The organism is Streptomyces griseorubiginosus (assembly GCF_036345115.1).
GTDB classification, from domain to species: Bacteria; Actinomycetota; Actinomycetes; order Streptomycetales; family Streptomycetaceae; genus Streptomyces; species Streptomyces griseorubiginosus_C.
In genome coordinates, this window is record NZ_CP107766.1 from 3,997,432 (window position 1) to 4,014,047 (window position 16,616).

A 16,616-nucleotide genomic window follows, 5' to 3' on the forward strand; every position below is an offset into this window, starting at 1 on the left:
TCAGATCCCCACAGTGAAGCCGGCGGACCAGGACTGGAGGTCCTGCACGATGCGGTCCCACGCACCGGTCAGCAGCAGCAGTCCGGTCACGATCATCATGGTGCCGCCGATGCGCATGACCCAGACGTAGTGGCGCTTGACCCAGCCGAAGGCGCCGAGCGCCTTGCGGAAGGCGACCGCGGCGAGCACGAAGGGCAGGCCGAGGCCGAGGCAGTAGGCGACGGTCAGTATGGCACCGCGGCCCGCGCTGCCCTGCTGGGAGGACAGGGCGATCACCGAGGCGAGGGTCGGGCCGATGCAGGGGGTCCAGCCGATGCCGAACAGCGCGCCCAGCAGCGGGGCGCCGACCAGGCCCATGGCGGGCTTGTTGTGGAAGCGGAACTCCCGCTGGGTCATCCAGGGCATCAGGCCCATGAAGAAGACACCCATGAGGATCATGAGCACACCCAGCACCTTGGACAGCACGCCCTGGTTCTCCTGGAGCGTCTGCCCGAAGTAGCCGAACAGCGCCCCGCTGGAGACGAACACCACGGTGAAGCCGAGCACGAACAGCGAGGCGCCGGCGACCATCCGGCCGCGCCGGGCCTCGGCCAGATCGGTGCCGGTGACTCCGGTGACGTACGACAGATAGCCGGGGACCAGCGGCAGGACGCACGGCGAGAAGAAGGAGACCAGGCCGCCGAGGACCGCGATGGGCAGGGCGAGCAGCAACGCGCCGTTGAGGACGGTGCCGTTGTATCCGGTGTCGGCGGCGAGCGTGACGACTGCGCTCACGTCACTTCTCCGCGAGGACCGGGTCGATCATCTTGCGCAGCTTGCTCTCGCTGAGCGCGGCCAGCGAGCGGGCGGCGATCTTGCCGTCCCGGTCGATGACGAGCGTGGAGGGCACGGCCTGCGGGTTGAGGGTGCCCTTCTGGAAGCGGAGCATCAGCTTGCCCGTGGGGTCGTACAGGCTGGGGAAGGTGATGCCCATGTCCTTCTCGAAGGCGCGGGCGTTCTGGACGCTGGTGTCGCGGGTGTTGATGCCGACGAACTGCACGCCCCGGCCCTTGAGGTCCTTGGAGACCGCCTCCAGGTTGGGTGCCTCGGCCCGGCAGGGGGCGCACCAGGAGCCCCAGATGTTCAGGACGACGATCTTGCCCTTGTAGTCGGCGACATCGAGCTGTCCCCCGTCGACGGTCTTGCCGGAGAGGTCGGGGGCACTGCCCCGGTCGCCCTGCTCGGCGGTGGAGATGCCGTCGGCGCCCATGATGAAGTTGGTGTCGCCGCCTCCGCCCGAGGTGCCGCCCGAACTGCAGGCGGACAGGATCAGCGCTGCGGCCGCGGCACCCGCGGCGAGCAGGCTGGCACGGACTCGGGAGCGGCTACGGCTGGCGGCACTCATGTGAAAAGTTTCGCATGCCCGTTCCAGGGATCTTGCGCACCCCCCTTGCGGGCGGAAACCCGCATTTCAGGCAGCGTTTGAGGAGGCTGTCGAGGACGGGTTCCCGGAGGGCGTCGAGGAGTCCTTGAGGAAGGTGTTCCAGCCGCCGGCGGGCTGCTGTCCGACGTCGAGCGTCCGCAGCCGTGCGAGCACCTCCGGCTTCTGTACGTCCATCCAGTCGACGAACTGCCGGAAGGAGACCATGCGGATGTCCGCGCCCTTCTCCTTCTCCCGTGCGATGTGCGTGAAGGCCTGTTCGACGGCGTCCATGTAGATGCCGCCGTTCCAGTGCTCGAAGTGGTTGCCGACGAAGAAGGGGGCGCGGTTGGTCTCGTAGGCCCGCTGGAAGCCGGCGATGTAGGCGCCGGCCGCCTGCTCGCGCCAGGCCGGGTAGTTGTGGGCGGGCGCGTTGGTCGAGTTGATCGACTGGTTGGCGAGCATGTTGTAGTCCATGGACAGGACCTCGAAGCCGCGGCCGGGGAAAGGTATCGCCTGAAGCGGCAGGTCCCATATCCCGTTCGTCTTGACGGGCCAGACCTGGCGGCCGCCGGGCGAGGAGGCGTCGTAGCGCCAGCCGAGTGCGCGGGCGGTGGGCAGCAGGTTGTCCTGGCCGAGGAGGCAGGGGGTGCGGCCGCCGACGAGTTCCTTGTCGTAGTCGAAGGGCAGGGCGGGCAGGTCGGTCCAGCCGGTGTTGGTGCGCCACTCCTTGACGAAAGCTTTCGCCTGCTGGATCTCCGAGCGCCACTGCGCCGGCGTCCAGCGGGCGACGCTGCCGTAGCCGCCGCAGAAGTGGCCGTTGAAGTGGGTGCCGATCTCGTGCCCCTCCAGCCACGCCCGCCGGACGTTGGCCAGGGTCGCCTTGACGTGCTCGTCGGTGAGGTAGCCGATGTCGGAGGCGCCGCGGGGGTTGTTCGGGGGGTCGTAGAGCCGCTTCTTCGACTCGGGCAGCAGATACAGCCCGGAGAGGAAGAAGGTCATGTGCGCGTCGTGCTTCCTGGCCAGGTCGAGGAAGCGCGGGAAGAGCCCGTTGCCGACCTCGCCGGCCCCGTCCCAGGAGAAGATCACGAACTGCGGCGGAGCCTGCCCGGGCTCCAACGGCACGGGCCTGGCGGGCTGGTGGGGCTGCTTGCCGGTGAAGGAGGTGGAGCCGTCCCCGATGGGGCGGACAGTGGCCTTCGGCGAGGGCTTGGGGTCTGAGCCGGCGGGGTTGTGGCTCACCCCGTCCGCCCCGGTGAGGGACCCGCACCCCGACAGTCCGACGGCGGCCGCGGCCCCCGCCCCGAGACCGAGTGCACCCCTTCGACTGAGGTTGCGCATGATTCCCCGATTCGTCACATTCTCTGAGCGGTCACCCATTCAGAGGCAGCGAGATACGGGGAGGTTCCTCAGGATTTTCCGGGTTTCGTAACAGGAAGGGGCTGATGGGTGCGCCCCTCAGGGGCGCGGGGAACTGCGCGACCGGCCACGACGGCCCCGCAGCTCCCCGCGAACCGGCTACGCCCCGAACGCCTTGGACTTACCCTTCACCGGCTTGGCACCGGCCCGAAGATGAACCGGCACCAGATCGATAGCGGGCTCGGAGTACCCCACGGACACGATCTTGTCGCCCCGGTACGTGAAGGACGTCAGCGAAGCCAGCGTGCACTGCCGCTTGCGCGGGTCGTGCCACAGCCGCCGCTTCTCGACCCACGACCGCACGATCCAGATCGGCAACTGATGGCTGACGAGAACCGCCTCGTGCCCCCGCGCCCGGTCCCGCGCGGCGTCCAGCGCGCCCTTCATCCGCACGACCTGGTCGACGTACGGCTCCCCCCACGACGGCTTGAAGGGGTTGACGAGGTGCTTCCAGTTGTCGGGGTTCTTCAGCGCGCCGTCCCCGACCCCGAAGGTCTTGCCCTGGAAGACGTTCTCGGCCTCGATGAGCCGCTCGTCGGTCCCGATGTCGAGGCCGTGCGCCTTGGCGATCGGCGTGGCGGTCTCCTGCGCCCGCTCCAGCGGGGAGGCGCAGACGTAGGTGATGTCCCTGGGGGCGAGGTGCTCGGCGACCCGGTCGGCCATCTGGCGTCCGAGCTCGGAGAGGTGGTAGCCCGCGAGACGGCCGTAGAGGACCCCGTCGGGGTTGGCGACCTCGCCGTGCCGCATGAGGTGGACGACGGTGATGTCGCTGTGGTGGTCGCTGCTCATGCTGCCGTGGCCTCCGCCGCTGCTCGGGCCGCCGCCGGGAGGGCGTCGGCGATCCGCTGAACCGCCTGGTCGTCGTGGGCCGTGGACACGAACCAGGACTCGAAGGAGGACGGCGGCAGGTAGACGCCGTTCTCCAGAAGGGAGTGGAAGAACGCGGTGAACCGGAAGGACTCCTGCGCCCTGGCGTCCTCGTAGTCGCGCACCGGCCGGTCGGTGAAGAACACCGAGAACATGTTGGAGGCGTTCTGGAGGGTGTGGGCGACGCCCTCCTTGCCGAGCGCCTCGGAGACCAGGGACTGGATCTGCCGCGACACGGCGTCGACCTTGTCGTAGGCCGCGTCGTCGAGGAGCCGCAGCTGGGCGAGGCCGGCGGCGGTGGCGACGGGGTTACCGGAGAGGGTGCCGGCCTGGTAGACGGGCCCGGCGGGCGCGAGGTGCGCCATGACGTCGGCGCGACCGCCGAACGCGGCGGCGGGGAAGCCACCGCCCATGACCTTGCCGAAGGTCATGAGGTCGGGCTTGACCCCGTCGATGCCGTACCAGCCGGCGCGGCTGGTACGGAACCCGGTCATGACCTCGTCGGAGATGTAGAGGGCGCCGTTCTGCGCGCAGGCGTCCTTGAGGCCCTGGTTGAAGCCGGGCAGCGGCGGCACGACGCCCATGTTGCCGGGCGAGGCCTCGGTGATCACACAGGCGATCTCGCCGGGGTGCCGGTGGAAGGCCTCGTGGACGGCCTCGAGATCGTTGTACGGCAGCACGATCGTGTCTCCGGCCTGGGCACCGGTGACGCCGGGGGTGTCGGGGAGCGCGAAGGTGGCGACGCCGCTGCCCGCGGCGGCGAGGAGCGAGTCGACGTGACCGTGGTAGCAGCCGGCGAACTTGATGACCTTGGTGCGCCGGGTGAAGCCACGGGCGAGCCGGATCGCGGACATGGTGGCCTCGGTGCCGCTGGAGACGAGGCGCACCTGGTCGACAGGCTCGACCCGGGCCACGATCTCCTCGGCGAGCGCGACCTCGCCCTCACCGGGGGTGCCGAAGGAGGTGCCCCTGGACACCGCCTCCTGGACGGCGGCGATCACCTCGGGGTGCGAGTGCCCGAGGATCATGGGGCCCCAGGAGCAGACGAGGTCGACGTACTCGCGCCCGTCGGCGTCCGTCAGGTACGGGCCGGTGCCGGACACCATGAAGCGGGGGGTGCCGCCGACGGCGCGGAAGGCGCGGACCGGGGAGTTCACGCCGCCGGGTGTGACGGCCGACGCGCGGTCGAACAGGGCCTGCGAGACAGGCGCGTCGTACGAATAGGGCAATTCACTCATAACTTGCGGCTACTCCGACCTTCTCCGGTTTGTTCGGCTTTCTCGGACTCCATTGCCGGTGACTACCTCAGGGTAGGCCAGCCCTCGAAAGCTCCCGGCTCCCCGCGATCTGCGAAACTGGATGCAGATACACACAGCTCACGGGGACGATGGCGCGCAGCCGGTTGTTCAGGGGCTGCGAAGATCCTGCGGACAGGTGTTTCAACGCACGTTTCGGCGGGCGGCCGTGGGGGAGGTCACTGACACGATGATCGGGTTGCGCGGCGGGGCCTGCGCGTCCTAGAAAAGCAGTCGGGTGGAGATATGCATCGCGGTGGCGGACTGGGCGAGGGGACTGATGACCTGGGTCCTCGACGTGCCCGGCGGGGGAAGCACCGGCGCGAGGCGGAGGAAGCCGGCGAGACGCGTCAGGGACATGGTGCCGTGACGCCGGGTGAGTCGGATCGTGCCGAGCGACGTATCGAACGTCGTATCGATCCGTTGAGGGCGGGAAGCAGGAATGGTGGTCGGGTGGGGGTGACGTACAAGTACTTCGGCGCGCCCGACGGCGCGACCGCGGCCCGCGTGCCGATCTCGATGCGCCCCGAGGAACTCGGCGGCGACGAGCTCGGCATGAACGGCATGTTCACCAAGATCAAGCCGGAGACCATGGCGGCGATGGTCCTCACCGGCATAGAGGGCGTCCCCCTGCACAAGGTCCCCCCGCTCGAACTGGTCGTCCTGCACCCGGACTACGCGGTGGTCAAGCTCCCCATGACGGTCGTGGACCCGCTGCGCGGCATAGGCGAGGAAGCGGTGGGCGCGGCGGCCTTCATCTGGTCCACGGTCCCGGACCGCGGCGGCCCCCGGGACGCGTTCAACGTGTACCAACTGCTGCACGAGTGGCAGGACTTCAGCCACCGCCTGCACGAGGCGGGGCACCAGCCGTACTGCCTGGTGTGGCCCTGAGCCGGGGCTGAGCCGGGTCTCATGATCTGCGGGCGGGGTTCTCGGACCCCGCCCTTCCCACCGTGACGACGATCTTCCGCCCGGCGTGCAGCCCCTTCTCGAGGTGGCGGTGTGCCTCGACGACGTCGTCGAGGGCGAACACCTTGTCGATGGCCGGCCGCAGTGCACCGAGGCGCACACCCGCGTTCAGGAAGGCCGCCATGCGGTTCACGACGACCGCGTCGAGGGTGTGCTCGAAGCTCCGGTAACTGAAGATCGTGAGCGGCGTGCCGGTCGGAAAGGGTGCGGGCCGGGGGTCCAGGAAGCCCGCGGCGACCAGTGTTCCGCCGGGGCGGGCCGCCTTCAGGAGATCCTGCTGGTCAGGGCCCATGACCACGTCGAGGACGATGTCGGCGCCGGTCCCGCCGGTGTGGTGGCGGACAGCTTCGACGACGTCCGTGCGGTCGGTGGCGATGACCGCCGCGGCGCCGGCGGCGAGCAGGTCGTCCTTCCTTGCGGTGTGCCGGGTGATGGCGATGGGCACGGCACCGATCTGGTTGGCGATCTGTATCGCCGCCCGGCCGACGCCACCGGACGCGGCCGTGATGAGGACGTGGTCGCCGGGCCGCATCCCCGCCTTCTCGACGAGCGCGCCGTAGGCGGTGGAGAACGCGACCCAGATCGCCGCCGCCTCCGTGGGTCCGAGCCCGGCCGGCCTGCCGACGACCTGGCTCGCGGGGATCGTGGTGTATTCGGCGTAGCTGCCCCTGGCGCTCGCGTCCGGAACGGCCGCGAGGATGACCGGATCACCGATCTTCAGGCCGGTGACCTCGGGGCCCAGTGCGTCGACGACACCGGTTCCTTCGACACCCAGGCGAGCGTGGGGCAGGGGGACTGCTGTGGGCGAGGTGCCGGAACGCATCATCCGGTCGAGCGGATTGACGGCGAACGCTTCGATCCTGACCCGTACCTCGCCGACCGCGGGCTCGACGACGGGCTCCTCGACGACGCGCATGACATCCGGTCCGCCGAACTCGTCGAACACGACGACTCGTGGCATGGTGACTCCTCCGCTTCCGGTGCTGGTTTCGTTGCTCGCGGAAGACGCTACGGAGCCGTCGGTTACCTCCTGGTACCTTCGATTGTCATGCGGAACGCGGCTGGATCAGCCTTCCTTGCCGACTGCCCCACGCGGCTGGCGGTCGAGATCATCTCCGACAAGTGGTCCGTGCTCGTGCTCTTCGGACTCAGCCATCAGCCTCGCCGGCACGGTGAACTCGTCGACCTCATAGGCGGCATCTCCCGCAAGGTCCTCACCCAGACGCTGCGCCGACTCCAGCAGTACGGTCTGGTCGAACGCCATGCTGAAGCGGCGCGGCGGGTCGAGTACAGCCTCACCGATCTCGGTCGGACCCTCGTCGAACCCATCGAGGTCCTGACGAACTGGGCGAGGGACCACGGCGGGGCCATCGTCGACTTCCAGGAGGCGGCGCAGGCCGCTGCTTCTGCAGGGGTGCGCGCGGCGGGCTGATCCCGGCGAGGGGCGGGTGCGCGCGGCAGGCTGATTCCAGCGAGGCGCGGGTGCGCGCGGCGGGCTGATTCCGGCGACGGGCGGCTTCGCCGGCGGGGCGAATGCGCCGACCGGTCGCCGCAGCCACGCCAGTCGCCAGACGCCAGACGTCAGACGTCAGACGCCAGGTCCGGCCACGGACCGTTGTGCTCGATCAGCACCCGGGGCCGCCGCGCCCGCCCCCGGTCAGGCCGCGCTCAGCTTGGCGGTGCGCAGGCCGTGGTCGGCGGCGTTCTCGTGCCCGGCCTTCATCGACTCTTCGGCCAGGTCGCGCAGGTGGGCCATCTCCGGGTTCCAGAAGGCGTGGGTCAGTTCCGCCTCGGCGATCTGCAGGTCGAGGCCGAAGACGTCGGCGAGGATACGGCGCAGGTAGGGCGTGGCGTGGTCCCAGCCCTCCTTCGGGGTGCCGGGCCCGTAGCCGCCGCCGCGGCTCAGTGTCAGGAGTGCCGGCTTGCCCTTGAGCGGCCAGTCGCCGTGCACGCCGACCACGGGGTGCTTCAGGATCAGGTCGATCCAGGTCTTGACCTGCTCCGGGACGTTCCAGTTGTACATCGGCACCGCGAACAGGAACGCGTCGGCGGCGAGGAGTTCGGCGCCGAGGGTGTCGAGGAGCTGGTGCGCCTCGGCCGGGGCCGGTGCGGAGGGGTTGACGGTTTCGTGGGCGAGCGCGGTCCACGCGTCCCCGGGCAGCGGCTGGACGCCGAGGTCGCGCCGGGTCACGACGCCGCCGGGGTGCTCGGCGAGCCAGGCCTGCTCGGCGGTGTCGGCCAGGGCGCGGCTCACCGATCCTTCGGTGCGGATGCTCGCGTCGAGACGGAACAGGTTCATGGTGCGGTACCTCCACAGAGTTCTGCTGCGATGCAGATAGTATGCACAGCAGAACATCTGCTTTCAAGCGCTGCCTGCAAGATGTTCTGCGAACTAGACTATCTGTCGGTCTACGGAAAAGTGCTACGGTGATGCGATGTCCTCCGAACCCCGCGCCCGAGCGAGCGAAAGCGGCAAGTGTCTTGCCCTGGACAACGACCTGGTGTGGGCGATCCGCATGATCTCGGGGGCGCTTCGGCGGGCCGCGGCCGACGCCTCGCAGACGCTGCCCGGCGGATCACGCGCCTACCTGGTGCTCGTGGCCTTGGCCGAGGCCGGGGACAAACCCCCCACACAGCTCGAACTGGCCGGCCAGGTCGGTCTCGACCGCACGGTGATGACCTACCTTCTCGACGACCTGGAGAAGCAGGGCCTGCTGTCACGCCGCCCCAATCCGCAGGACCGGCGGGCGCGTCACGTGATCCTGTCGGACGAGGGCCGCACCCAACTGCTGCGCATGCGCACGGACGTCGCCGCCGCCGAAGCACGACTGCTCACGGATCTGAGCGAGGACCAGCGCGCCCAGTTCCGGGACCTCCTGACCCGGGTCGCGCTCACCGCCCAGCGCGGCACCCGCGGAGCCTGAGGCGCTGCCGACCGGTCAGGGTCTCACCCCTCGCCGGGGCCACCCGGGCATGGGCGGGGGCCGGGTCGTCGTACGACCCGGCCCCCGCCCACCTCACCTCGACCCGCTGGCCGGCCCCATCCCCGAGTAGCTGACGATGTCGCCGCCGGTCTGTGTGCGGAACTTCTTGAGGGCGTCGATCTTCGCGCTGATGATCCAGCGGGAGCCCACCAGGAAGTCCGCCCGGTACGCGGAGGCGGAGTCCAGCCACGCCTCCTTGAACCGCTCCTCGGGGAACGTGGTGACGAGGTAGTCGACGTCCTTGGTGTGGCAGACGCCCTGACGCAGTTCGTCCGCCTCGATGCGGATCTTGGCCTTGCAGCCCGTCAGCCCCGCGATGACCTCGACCTTCGCGGGGGCCACGACCCCCGCCTGCACCGCGGAGATCGCGGGGCTCTTCGACGCCTTGCGCCCACCGGCCGCGTCGTCCGCTCCGGCACCGCACGCCGCGGTCAGCGGCATGAGGACGAGCCCGGCCCCGACGGCCGCCCCTCGGGCCAGACGGGCGGCGGCGGGAGCGTGAGTACGGCCGGTGCGTGACGGCGGCTGCGAGAGGGGCACGTCGCTTGCTCCGTATCCGGGCGGTGCGGCCCGTTCGGGGACAGACGGTCCCCCAGGGATACGGGCGAACCGCGAGGCGCGTTCACCCGCAGGGGAGCGACCGGCGCACCCTCATCCCTCCTGCCCCGGCACCTCCTTCATCTCGTCCACCACCGCCCGCCGAGTGATCGCGACCGTGAAGGTCACCGTCCCCTTCTTGAACGTGTCGCTCGGCTCGACCTGCACACTGCGCTCCCCCAGGAACGCGTACGTCCTCTTGTCGAAGATCCACTCCGTGCGCTGCCCGCTCTGCTCGTCGAGCCGCGCGACGGCGACCCCGTGGCGGCCGACCGCGTCGACCGCGTCGTCCACCGCGACGACCCCGGGGATGTCGGCGGCGGCCTTGTAGAGCGCGGCGGTCAGCTTCGCGGGCGGGTAGCTCTCGGTCAGCATGTCGCCGATGGCGACGAACGCGGCCTGGTCACGGGGGACTTCGGGGTCCCGGACGGCGTCCGACTCCTGGTAGACCTTCCGCAGCAGGGCGGCGGGGTCGGTGGGCAGTGTGGCCAGCCGGTCGTAGGCCGATCGGAACGGGTTCGGTCCGGCCAGGGTGATGCCGTCCTTGCCCGTGTTGCCGGGCTCGATCAGCCAGCCGTTCCGGCCGTCGGGGGACTGCCAGACCTGGCGGGAGTGCAGCTTCTCGCTGACCACCGTGGTCTTGTCGCCGACGGTCTTCGGGTAGGTGCTCGCGACCTTGGAGGCGATGTAGACGAACTGGTCCTCGCGCACTCCGGGTTCGGAGGTGTCGGCGGCGGCCAGGGAGATGTGGTCGAGGAGCGGGGCGGCGCCCTTGGCGTCGGCGGCACCGACCTGGGTGGTCAGCGCAGGGCCGGTCGCCAGGGAGGTGTTCCCGTCCCCGCCGTCGGTCAGGGCGAGACCGCCCACCACCGCACCGGCCAGGGCGCAGGCCAGCGCGGGCAGCAGCACTGCCCGGCGCAGGAACGGGTTGGGCCGAGGTGCGGGCACCGGGGCGGTCGTACGCAGGTCTTCGCGGATCTGGACCATCATCTGCTCCTTGTGGAACTGGTGGCGGCCCGCCGGCAGATCCCGCTCCACGGAGGGCAGCAGACCCTGGGTCTCCGTCCACTCGGCCGGGTGCGGCTGGGAGGGGCTGGCGTTCATCGGTTTCCTTCCTGTGCGGACCGGATCACGTACTCGCGATCACCTGTTATCTGCCGGTTCGACCATCCGAGTTCCCGTCCTTTCCGGGCCAGTTCGGCCTCCGCCAGCTTCCGCAGCCGGCCGCGCGCCCGGGACAGCCGGGAGCGGACGGTCCCTACCGGCACACCCAGGGCCCGGGCGGCCTCCGCGTACTCCAGCCCCTCCCACAGACACAGCACGAGCACCTCGCGCTCGGGGCGTCGTAGGGAAGCAAGCGCGGTCAGCGTGGCGGCGATCCGGCGCCGGTCGTCCACCCGTCCGGCGGTCTCCTCGGCATGGTCGGCCACCTCCGCGACCCCGGCCGCGGCCGCCGCGTTCGCCGCCGCCCGGTAACGCCGGTTGCCGCGGCCGTGGGAGCGGGAGACGTTGGTGGCGATGCCGAGCAACCAGGGCCGCAGCGAACCGCCTTCGGCCTCGATGGAGTCCCGGCGCCGCCAGGCCTCCATGAAGGTGGCCGACATGACGTCCTCGGCCACGGACCAGTCGGCGGTCAGCCGGAAGGCGTGGTTGTACACCGAGCGGGCGCACGCGTCGTAGAGCTCCGCGAAGGCGTCCGGATCCCCGGCCCGTATCCGGGTTCGCATATCTGTGGTCACGCAGTCAACTGCCCCGGAGGATCAGCGAGTTCCAGTGACACACGTCACACTCCCCTGTCGCGAGCCTATCAATGTTGTGCACTTTCTTGACGACAGTCACCAGACGGCCTAATTTCGCGGTGTCCTTCCCCCGCTCAAGGGAGAGCGCGATGCCCCCGTCCCCCACCGCATCAGACCGCACCCGCCAACTCCGCCGAGTCGCCCTCTCCGGCCTGCTCGGCACCGCCGTCGAGTTCTACGACTTCCTCGTCTACGGCACCGTCGCCGCACTCGTCTTCGGCGAACTGTTCTTCCCCGGCGCCGACCCCGCCGTGGGCACGATCGCCGCGTTCGGCACCTTCGCCGCCGGATACGTGGCCCGCCCCATCGGCGGCATCGTCTTCGGACACTTCGGCGACCGCCTCGGCCGCAAGAAGATGCTGCTGCTCACCATGGGCCTGATGGGCGGCGCCAGCTTCCTCATCGGCCTGCTGCCCACGTACGACACCATCGGCGTCTGGGCGCCCGTCCTGCTGATCACCCTGCGCGTCGTCCAGGGCATCGCCATCGGCGGTGAATGGGGCGGCGCGACCCTGATGGTCGTGGAGCACGCGGGTGAGAAGCGCCGCGGACTGTGGTCCAGCTTCACGCAGATGGGAGCCCCGCTCGGCTCCCTGATCTCCGCCGCCGTGGTCGCGATGGTCTCCACCCTCCCCAAGGACCAGTTCGCGGCCTGGGGTTGGCGGGTGCCGTTCCTGCTGAGCGTGCTGCTGCTCGGCGTCGGCCTGTTCGTCCGCCTCCAGGTGGTCGAGAGCCCGCTGTTCGCCGAGGTGAAGAAGGACCGCGCCGAGTCGAGGCTCCCCGTCCTCGACGTCCTGCGCCGCCCGAAGCCCGTCCTGCTGGCCTGCTGCGTCGGCATCGGCGCCTTCACCGCCCAGTCCCTGCTGACCAGTTACCTGATCTCGTACGCCACCGGCATCGGCCATCCCCGCCCGCAGGTGCTCACCGCGCTCACCGTCTCCGCCGCGGTCGCCCTGGTCGTGCTGCCCTGCGCCTCCGCGCTCTCGGACCGGATCGGCCGCCGCCCGGTCGTCCTCACCGGCGCGATCCTGTCCGCCGCGACCGCCTTCCCGGTCCTCGCGCTGGTCGACGCCAAGTCGTCGGGCGCCCTGATCCTGGCCGTCGTCATCGGCCACGGCATCTCCCAGTCGCTGATGTACGGCCCGCTCGGCGCCCTGTTCAGCGAGATGTTCGGCACCAGGGTCCGCTACACCGGCGCCTCCCTCGGCTACCAGGGCGCCACCCTCGTCGGCGCCGGCTTCTCCCCCATGATCGCCGGCAGCCTGGTCGCGAGCAGCGGCAACGGCACCCCCGTCGCCCTCCTGCTGTGCGGCGGCTCGCTGATCACCGCGCTGACGGTGTGGTTCGTGCGCGAGACCAGCCGTACCTCACTCGGCGAGGACCCCACCCCCGAACTCCCCACCACCCCCCACACGGAGGAGATCACCGCATGAGGCACAGCACCCGCATCGCCTGCACGGCGGCCTTCCTGCTCACCCTCACCGCCGCCCCCGCCGCCACGGCGGCGACCACCACGGACCCGACCCACGTGGACGGCCAACTCCCCTCCGGCGCCACGTACATGATGGACGTCCCCGCCACATGGAACGGCACCGTCCTCCTCTTCAGCCACGGCTACAACGGCGGCCCCGCCAACCCCGCCCAGGACGCCCCGGACGCCGCCACCAAGGCCCTTCTGCTCCAGCAGGGTTACGCCCTCATCGGCTCCTCGTACGCCAGCACCGGCTGGGCGGTCACCGACGCGGTCCCCGACCAGCTGGCCACCCTGAAGACCTTCACCGGCCGCTTCGGCCAGGCCGAGCGCACCATCGCGTGGGGACGGTCGTACGGCGGCCTGGTCACCACCGCGATCGCCGAGCGCGCCCCGGACGAGATCGACGGCTCGCTCTCCATGTGCGGCCTGGTCCAGGGCGGTGTCGCCAACTGGAACAACACCCTGGACCCGGCGTTCGCCCTCAAGACGCTCCTCGGCTCCGACGTCCCCCTGGTGAACCTGCCGACCCAGCAGGCCGCCACCGACGCGGCGAACACCCTGACCGCCACGGTCGACTCCGCCCAGACGACGGCCGAGGGCCGCGCCCGGATCGCCCTGGCGGCCGCCCTCCACAACATCCCGGTCTGGAACGCGCCCACCCAGACCCGCCCCGCCGCCACCGACTGGGACGCCCAGCAGGCCAACCAGTACGACGCCGTCAAGGGCCTGCTGAAGATCGCCGCCTTCAACCGGCGCCAGGAGGCCGAGGTCCGCGCGAGCGGCAACATGTCCTGGAACACCGGCGTCGACTACACCCGCCTGCTCGCCGAGTCCTCCGTCCGCAAGGAGGTCACCGAGCTCTACAAGAAGGCCGGTCTCTCACTGAAGAAGGACCTCGCCGCCCTCAACCGGGCCCCGCGCATCAAGGCGGACCAGAAGGCCGTGGCGTGGATGAGCGGCACGAGCTCCTTCACCGGCGAGCTGGCCAAGCCCCAGCTCTCCATCCACACCATCGGCGACCCGTTGGTCCCGGTCCAGACGGAGAGCGCGCTGAAGCGGGCGGTCACAGCGGCCGGTTCGGCCCCCCTGCTCCGCCAGGCGTACGTCGACAACGCCGGCCACTGCACCTTCAGCACCGCCGAACAACTCGCCGCCCTCCACACCCTGGAGGACCGCCTGGACACCGGCCGCTGGCAGGGCACCGACCCGGCGTCCCTCAACGCCCGCGCCACCACGGCCGACCCCACCACCCCCACCCGCTACGTCTCGTACCGCCCCACCCCCTACCTGCGCCCGTACGACCTTGCCCACCCCGCCGACCGCCGATGACCTCGTACGACCGCCTGCCGCACGGTCGGCGGGCGGTCGTACTCTTGCCCCCGTGGAGGACTACGACATCCAGGACACCGCGGACGGACCGCAACCGCGCCCGCAGTCGCTCATGCTCACCTTCTTCGGCAACCACGTCCTGGAGGAGGGCGACCTGGGCGTCTACTCGGGCAGCATCATCGACGTCCTGGGCCGGGTCGGCGTAGGGGAACAGGCGGTGCGCTCCACCCTGACCCGCATGGTGAACCGGGGTCTGCTCCAGCGGCAGCGCGAGGGCCGCAAGATGTTCTTCGGACTGACCCCGCAGGCCACCCGCGTCCTGATCGACGGGCGCACCCGCATCTGGAAGCAGGGCGCCGTCAACGACGACTGGGACGGCTCCTGGACCCTGCTCGGCTTCTCGCTGCCCGACTCCTGGAAGCGCCAGCGTCACGACCTGCGCTCCCGGCTCACCTGGTCCGGGTTCGGCGCCCTGTACAGCGGACTGTGGATCGCCCCCGGTGAGGTGGACGTCTCCGCGGTGGTCGCCGAGCTGGGCCTGACCGCGCACGTCAAGATCTTCCACGCGCGGGCCGCCGAGGTGACCGACATCGAGCAGATGATCCGCGACACGTGGGACCTGGAGTCCATCGCGGCCCGCTATGTCACCTTCGACAAACGCTGGAGCGACCGGCTGGGCCAGGCCCCGGACGACGACCCGATCGGCACCCGCCTGCGCCTGGTCAGCGAGTGGCTGTGGACCATCCGCACCGACCCACGCCTCCCGGCCCGCCACCTGCCCCCCGCCTGGCCGGCCCGCACCGCCCAGGAGACCTTCTACGCCGTCGCGGAACAGACCCACCCGGCCCTGAAGGCGGCCCGCACGACGCTGGAGACGACCCCACTGCGCGGGGTGCCGGAACAGGTGATCTAGCGGCTAGACATTCCAGGGGCGCGGGGAACTGCGCAAAACGCCCGCCCCCACGCACCCGCACCCTCACCCGGAGACGGCGCCCCCTCTCCTCTCTGACCTGCGCGGTTCTTGACCCTGGCCGGTGCACTCCGCAGCCGGGCCGCCGCCCCGCCGTCACCCCTGGTTCACATCCCTCGCCAACGATGCGCGCATGAGACGTGTCATCCCAGTCCTGGCCACCGCCGGCCTCGCCGTGCTCCTCACCGCCGCCGCCCTCCCCGCCCAGGCCGTGCCGGAGCACCGCGGCGACAGCACCGGCTACGGGACGAAGGCTCCCTACCAGCCCCGGCAGAACCCCCGCACCTACCAGCAGGCCCCCGCCGGATTCGTCCCCGTCTTCACGGAGAACGTCTCCCGGCACGGCTCCCGCGCCGCGACCGACAGCGAGGACGGCGACCTGGTCCTCGCCCTCGTCGAGAAGGCGCGGGCCGCGAACGGACTCACCGCGAAAGGCCGCGCGTTCGGCCCGAAGGTGCGGGCGCTCCAGGCGGCGATGAGCGGGGTCGGCTACGGCGACCTCAGCGGCCGCGGCAAGCAGGAGCTGGCGGACACCGCGACCCGCCTCGCCCGCCGACTGCCGGGCCTCTTCGCCACGATCGCGAAGAAGGGCGAGAGGATCGACGTGGTCAGCTCGGGCCAGGGCCGCGCCGTGGACAGCGCGAACATCTACGCCGGCACCCTCGCCGAGAAGGACCCGGCGCTCAAGCCGCTCATCGGCCCGACCCGCACGGACGTCGACCGGCTCTACTTCCACAAGGCGGCCGGCGGCAAGGCGTACCGCGACTACCTCGCCGACGACCAGCGCCTCGCGGACACCCTGAAGAGCATCACCGACCAGCCGAGGACCCACAGCGCAGCCTGCAGCGTACTGAGGAAGCTCTTCCGTACGTCCTTCGTCGACACGCTCTCCGCCGACGACCAGGTGGCCGCGGCCCAGGCGGTCTACAACCTGTACGCGATCGCCCCCGCGATGCGCGAGGAGAGCCCGGGCGGCAGGGGCTGGGGCCTGGAGAGGTTCCTCTCGAAGCGGGACGCGGACTGGTTCGGCTACCTCAGCGACGCCGAGGACTTCTACGAGAAGGGCCCCGGCTTCCAGGACAGCGACATCACCTACAGGATGGCGGACGTCCTGCTCGACGACTTCTTCCGGCAGGTCGAGGCCAAGCGCGCCGGCACCAGCGACCTGGGCGCCGAACTCCGCTTCACCCACGCCGAGGAGATCATCCCGCTGGCCGCCCTGATGGGCCTGCCGGGCAGCACCCAGGGCGTCACGACCGCCGCGCCGTACACGTACGCCACCAACCCGTGGCGGGGCGCCTCGGTGGCCCCCCTCGGCGCGAACATCCAGTGGGACGTGTACCGCAAGGGCACCACCTACCTGGTCCGCATGCTCTACAACGAGAAGGAGACCCCCTTCAAGCAGAGCTGCCGCCCGGTCTCCAAGGACAGCAAGTTCTACGACCTGAACGAACTGGAACGCTGCTTCGGCAGGCGCCTTTAGGGGCGCGGGGAACTGCGCGAAACGCCCGCCC

Annotated in this window: 17 protein-coding genes; 7 read left to right on the plus strand and 10 right to left on the minus strand. The window is 70.5% G+C overall.

All coding sequences use genetic code 11. The features are described 5' to 3' along the window. The 5 genes from OHN19_RS17915 to hemL all read right to left on the minus strand — a co-directional run bounded on the left by OHN19_RS17915 (position 1) and on the right by hemL (position 4,923). Positions 1 to 774, minus strand: a complete 774-nt coding sequence (locus OHN19_RS17915; RefSeq protein WP_330265143.1) for a cytochrome c biogenesis CcdA family protein — start codon at positions 772 to 774, stop codon at positions 1 to 3. A 1-nt stretch (position 775) separates the two neighbouring features. Continuing rightward, entirely contained in the window at positions 776 to 1,384 is a 609-nt protein-coding gene (locus tag OHN19_RS17920; protein WP_330265144.1) for a TlpA disulfide reductase family protein, read from the minus strand. Positions 1,385 to 1,450: 66 nt separating this feature from the next. After that, positions 1,451 to 2,740 (minus strand): hypothetical protein, encoded by a 1,290-nt coding sequence (locus tag OHN19_RS17925; protein ID WP_330265145.1) that lies wholly within the window; start codon positions 2,738 to 2,740, stop codon positions 1,451 to 1,453. 177 nt (positions 2,741 to 2,917) lie between these two features. Then, positions 2,918 to 3,607, minus strand: a complete 690-nt coding sequence (locus OHN19_RS17930; protein ID WP_330265146.1) for a histidine phosphatase family protein — start codon at positions 3,605 to 3,607, stop codon at positions 2,918 to 2,920. Beyond that, a complete protein-coding gene (hemL, locus tag OHN19_RS17935; protein WP_330265147.1) occupies positions 3,604 to 4,923 on the minus strand; it encodes a glutamate-1-semialdehyde 2,1-aminomutase in 1,320 nt (439 codons plus the stop codon). The genes OHN19_RS17930 and hemL overlap by 4 nt, the downstream gene beginning before the upstream one ends. Positions 4,924 to 5,226: 303 nt before the next feature. Here hemL and OHN19_RS17940 point away from each other — a divergent pair, with 303 nt between their 5' ends. Next, positions 5,227 to 5,871: a hypothetical protein gene (locus OHN19_RS17940; protein WP_330265148.1), complete on the plus strand. Its 645-nt coding sequence runs from the start codon at positions 5,227 to 5,229 to the stop codon at positions 5,869 to 5,871. 19 nt (positions 5,872 to 5,890) lie between these two features. Here the strand turns inward: OHN19_RS17940 and OHN19_RS17945 are convergent, their stop codons facing one another. After that, positions 5,891 to 6,910 (minus strand): zinc-dependent alcohol dehydrogenase family protein, encoded by a 1,020-nt coding sequence (locus OHN19_RS17945; RefSeq protein WP_330265149.1) that lies wholly within the window; start codon positions 6,908 to 6,910, stop codon positions 5,891 to 5,893. An 87-nt stretch (positions 6,911 to 6,997) separates the two neighbouring features. Here OHN19_RS17945 and OHN19_RS17950 point away from each other — a divergent pair, with 87 nt between their 5' ends. Beyond that, complete coding sequence (locus OHN19_RS17950; RefSeq protein ID WP_330265150.1) at positions 6,998 to 7,381, plus strand: helix-turn-helix domain-containing protein; 384 nt, start codon at positions 6,998 to 7,000, stop codon at positions 7,379 to 7,381. A 225-nt stretch (positions 7,382 to 7,606) separates the two neighbouring features. On the opposite strand, the gene OHN19_RS17955 is transcribed toward OHN19_RS17950, so the two are convergent. Beyond that, positions 7,607 to 8,248, minus strand: a complete 642-nt coding sequence (locus OHN19_RS17955; RefSeq protein WP_330265151.1) for an FMN-dependent NADH-azoreductase — start codon at positions 8,246 to 8,248, stop codon at positions 7,607 to 7,609. Positions 8,249 to 8,384: 136 nt separating this feature from the next. Between OHN19_RS17955 and OHN19_RS17960 the strand changes: the two genes are divergently transcribed. Next, the gene (locus OHN19_RS17960) at positions 8,385 to 8,873 is read left to right on the plus strand and encodes a MarR family winged helix-turn-helix transcriptional regulator (protein ID WP_330265152.1); all 489 of its coding nucleotides are present in this window, start codon (positions 8,385 to 8,387) and stop codon (positions 8,871 to 8,873) included. A gap of 93 nt (positions 8,874 to 8,966) precedes the next feature. On the opposite strand, the gene OHN19_RS17965 is transcribed toward OHN19_RS17960, so the two are convergent. From OHN19_RS17965 to OHN19_RS17975, 3 genes are all read right to left on the minus strand, one after another. Beyond that, the gene (locus OHN19_RS17965) at positions 8,967 to 9,473 is read right to left on the minus strand and encodes a hypothetical protein (protein ID WP_330265153.1); all 507 of its coding nucleotides are present in this window, start codon (positions 9,471 to 9,473) and stop codon (positions 8,967 to 8,969) included. A 111-nt stretch (positions 9,474 to 9,584) separates the two neighbouring features. After that, a complete protein-coding gene (locus tag OHN19_RS17970) occupies positions 9,585 to 10,634 on the minus strand; it encodes a CU044_5270 family protein (RefSeq protein ID WP_330265154.1) in 1,050 nt (349 codons plus the stop codon). Next, positions 10,631 to 11,269 (minus strand): RNA polymerase sigma factor, encoded by a 639-nt coding sequence (locus OHN19_RS17975; protein ID WP_330265155.1) that lies wholly within the window; start codon positions 11,267 to 11,269, stop codon positions 10,631 to 10,633. The genes OHN19_RS17970 and OHN19_RS17975 overlap by 4 nt, the downstream gene beginning before the upstream one ends. 149 nt (positions 11,270 to 11,418) lie before the next feature. Between OHN19_RS17975 and OHN19_RS17980 the strand changes: the two genes are divergently transcribed. From OHN19_RS17980 to OHN19_RS17995, 4 genes are all read left to right on the plus strand, one after another. Further along, the gene (locus OHN19_RS17980) at positions 11,419 to 12,762 is read left to right on the plus strand and encodes an MFS transporter (protein ID WP_330265156.1); all 1,344 of its coding nucleotides are present in this window, start codon (positions 11,419 to 11,421) and stop codon (positions 12,760 to 12,762) included. Beyond that, on the plus strand, positions 12,759 to 14,132 hold the full coding sequence (locus OHN19_RS17985) for an alpha/beta hydrolase family protein (RefSeq protein ID WP_330265157.1): 1,374 nt from the start codon (positions 12,759 to 12,761) through the stop codon (positions 14,130 to 14,132). Before OHN19_RS17980 ends, OHN19_RS17985 begins: the two co-directional genes overlap by 4 nt. A gap of 52 nt (positions 14,133 to 14,184) precedes the next feature. Beyond that, entirely contained in the window at positions 14,185 to 15,045 is an 861-nt protein-coding gene (locus OHN19_RS17990) for a PaaX family transcriptional regulator C-terminal domain-containing protein (protein ID WP_330265158.1), read from the plus strand. Between the two features lie 190 nt (positions 15,046 to 15,235). Then, the gene (locus tag OHN19_RS17995) at positions 15,236 to 16,585 is read left to right on the plus strand and encodes a histidine-type phosphatase (protein ID WP_330265159.1); all 1,350 of its coding nucleotides are present in this window, start codon (positions 15,236 to 15,238) and stop codon (positions 16,583 to 16,585) included. The last annotated feature ends 31 nt before the right edge of the window (positions 16,586 to 16,616 follow it).

Excerpts from the sequence above, each read along its gene's own strand:
- hemL (WP_330265147.1), bottom strand. The coding sequence starts at position 4,923 with ATGAGTGAATTGCCCTATTCGTACGACGCGCCTGTCTCGCAGGCCCTG.
- OHN19_RS17950 (WP_330265150.1), top strand. The coding sequence starts at position 6,998 with ATGCGGAACGCGGCTGGATCAGCCTTCCTTGCCGACTGCCCCACGCGG.
- OHN19_RS17960 (WP_330265152.1), top strand. The coding sequence starts at position 8,385 with ATGTCCTCCGAACCCCGCGCCCGAGCGAGCGAAAGCGGCAAGTGTCTT.
- OHN19_RS17945 (WP_330265149.1), bottom strand. The coding sequence starts at position 6,910 with ATGCCACGAGTCGTCGTGTTCGACGAGTTCGGCGGACCGGATGTCATG.
- OHN19_RS17970 (WP_330265154.1), bottom strand. The coding sequence starts at position 10,634 with ATGAACGCCAGCCCCTCCCAGCCGCACCCGGCCGAGTGGACGGAGACC.
- OHN19_RS17920 (WP_330265144.1), bottom strand. The coding sequence starts at position 1,384 with ATGAGTGCCGCCAGCCGTAGCCGCTCCCGAGTCCGTGCCAGCCTGCTC.
- OHN19_RS17955 (WP_330265151.1), bottom strand. The coding sequence starts at position 8,248 with ATGAACCTGTTCCGTCTCGACGCGAGCATCCGCACCGAAGGATCGGTG.
- OHN19_RS17930 (WP_330265146.1), bottom strand. The coding sequence starts at position 3,607 with ATGAGCAGCGACCACCACAGCGACATCACCGTCGTCCACCTCATGCGG.
- OHN19_RS17980 (WP_330265156.1), top strand. The coding sequence starts at position 11,419 with ATGCCCCCGTCCCCCACCGCATCAGACCGCACCCGCCAACTCCGCCGA.
- OHN19_RS17925 (WP_330265145.1), bottom strand. The coding sequence starts at position 2,740 with ATGCGCAACCTCAGTCGAAGGGGTGCACTCGGTCTCGGGGCGGGGGCC.
- OHN19_RS17940 (WP_330265148.1), top strand. The coding sequence starts at position 5,227 with ATGCATCGCGGTGGCGGACTGGGCGAGGGGACTGATGACCTGGGTCCT.
- OHN19_RS17985 (WP_330265157.1), top strand. The coding sequence starts at position 12,759 with ATGAGGCACAGCACCCGCATCGCCTGCACGGCGGCCTTCCTGCTCACC.
- OHN19_RS17995 (WP_330265159.1), top strand. The coding sequence starts at position 15,236 with ATGAGACGTGTCATCCCAGTCCTGGCCACCGCCGGCCTCGCCGTGCTC.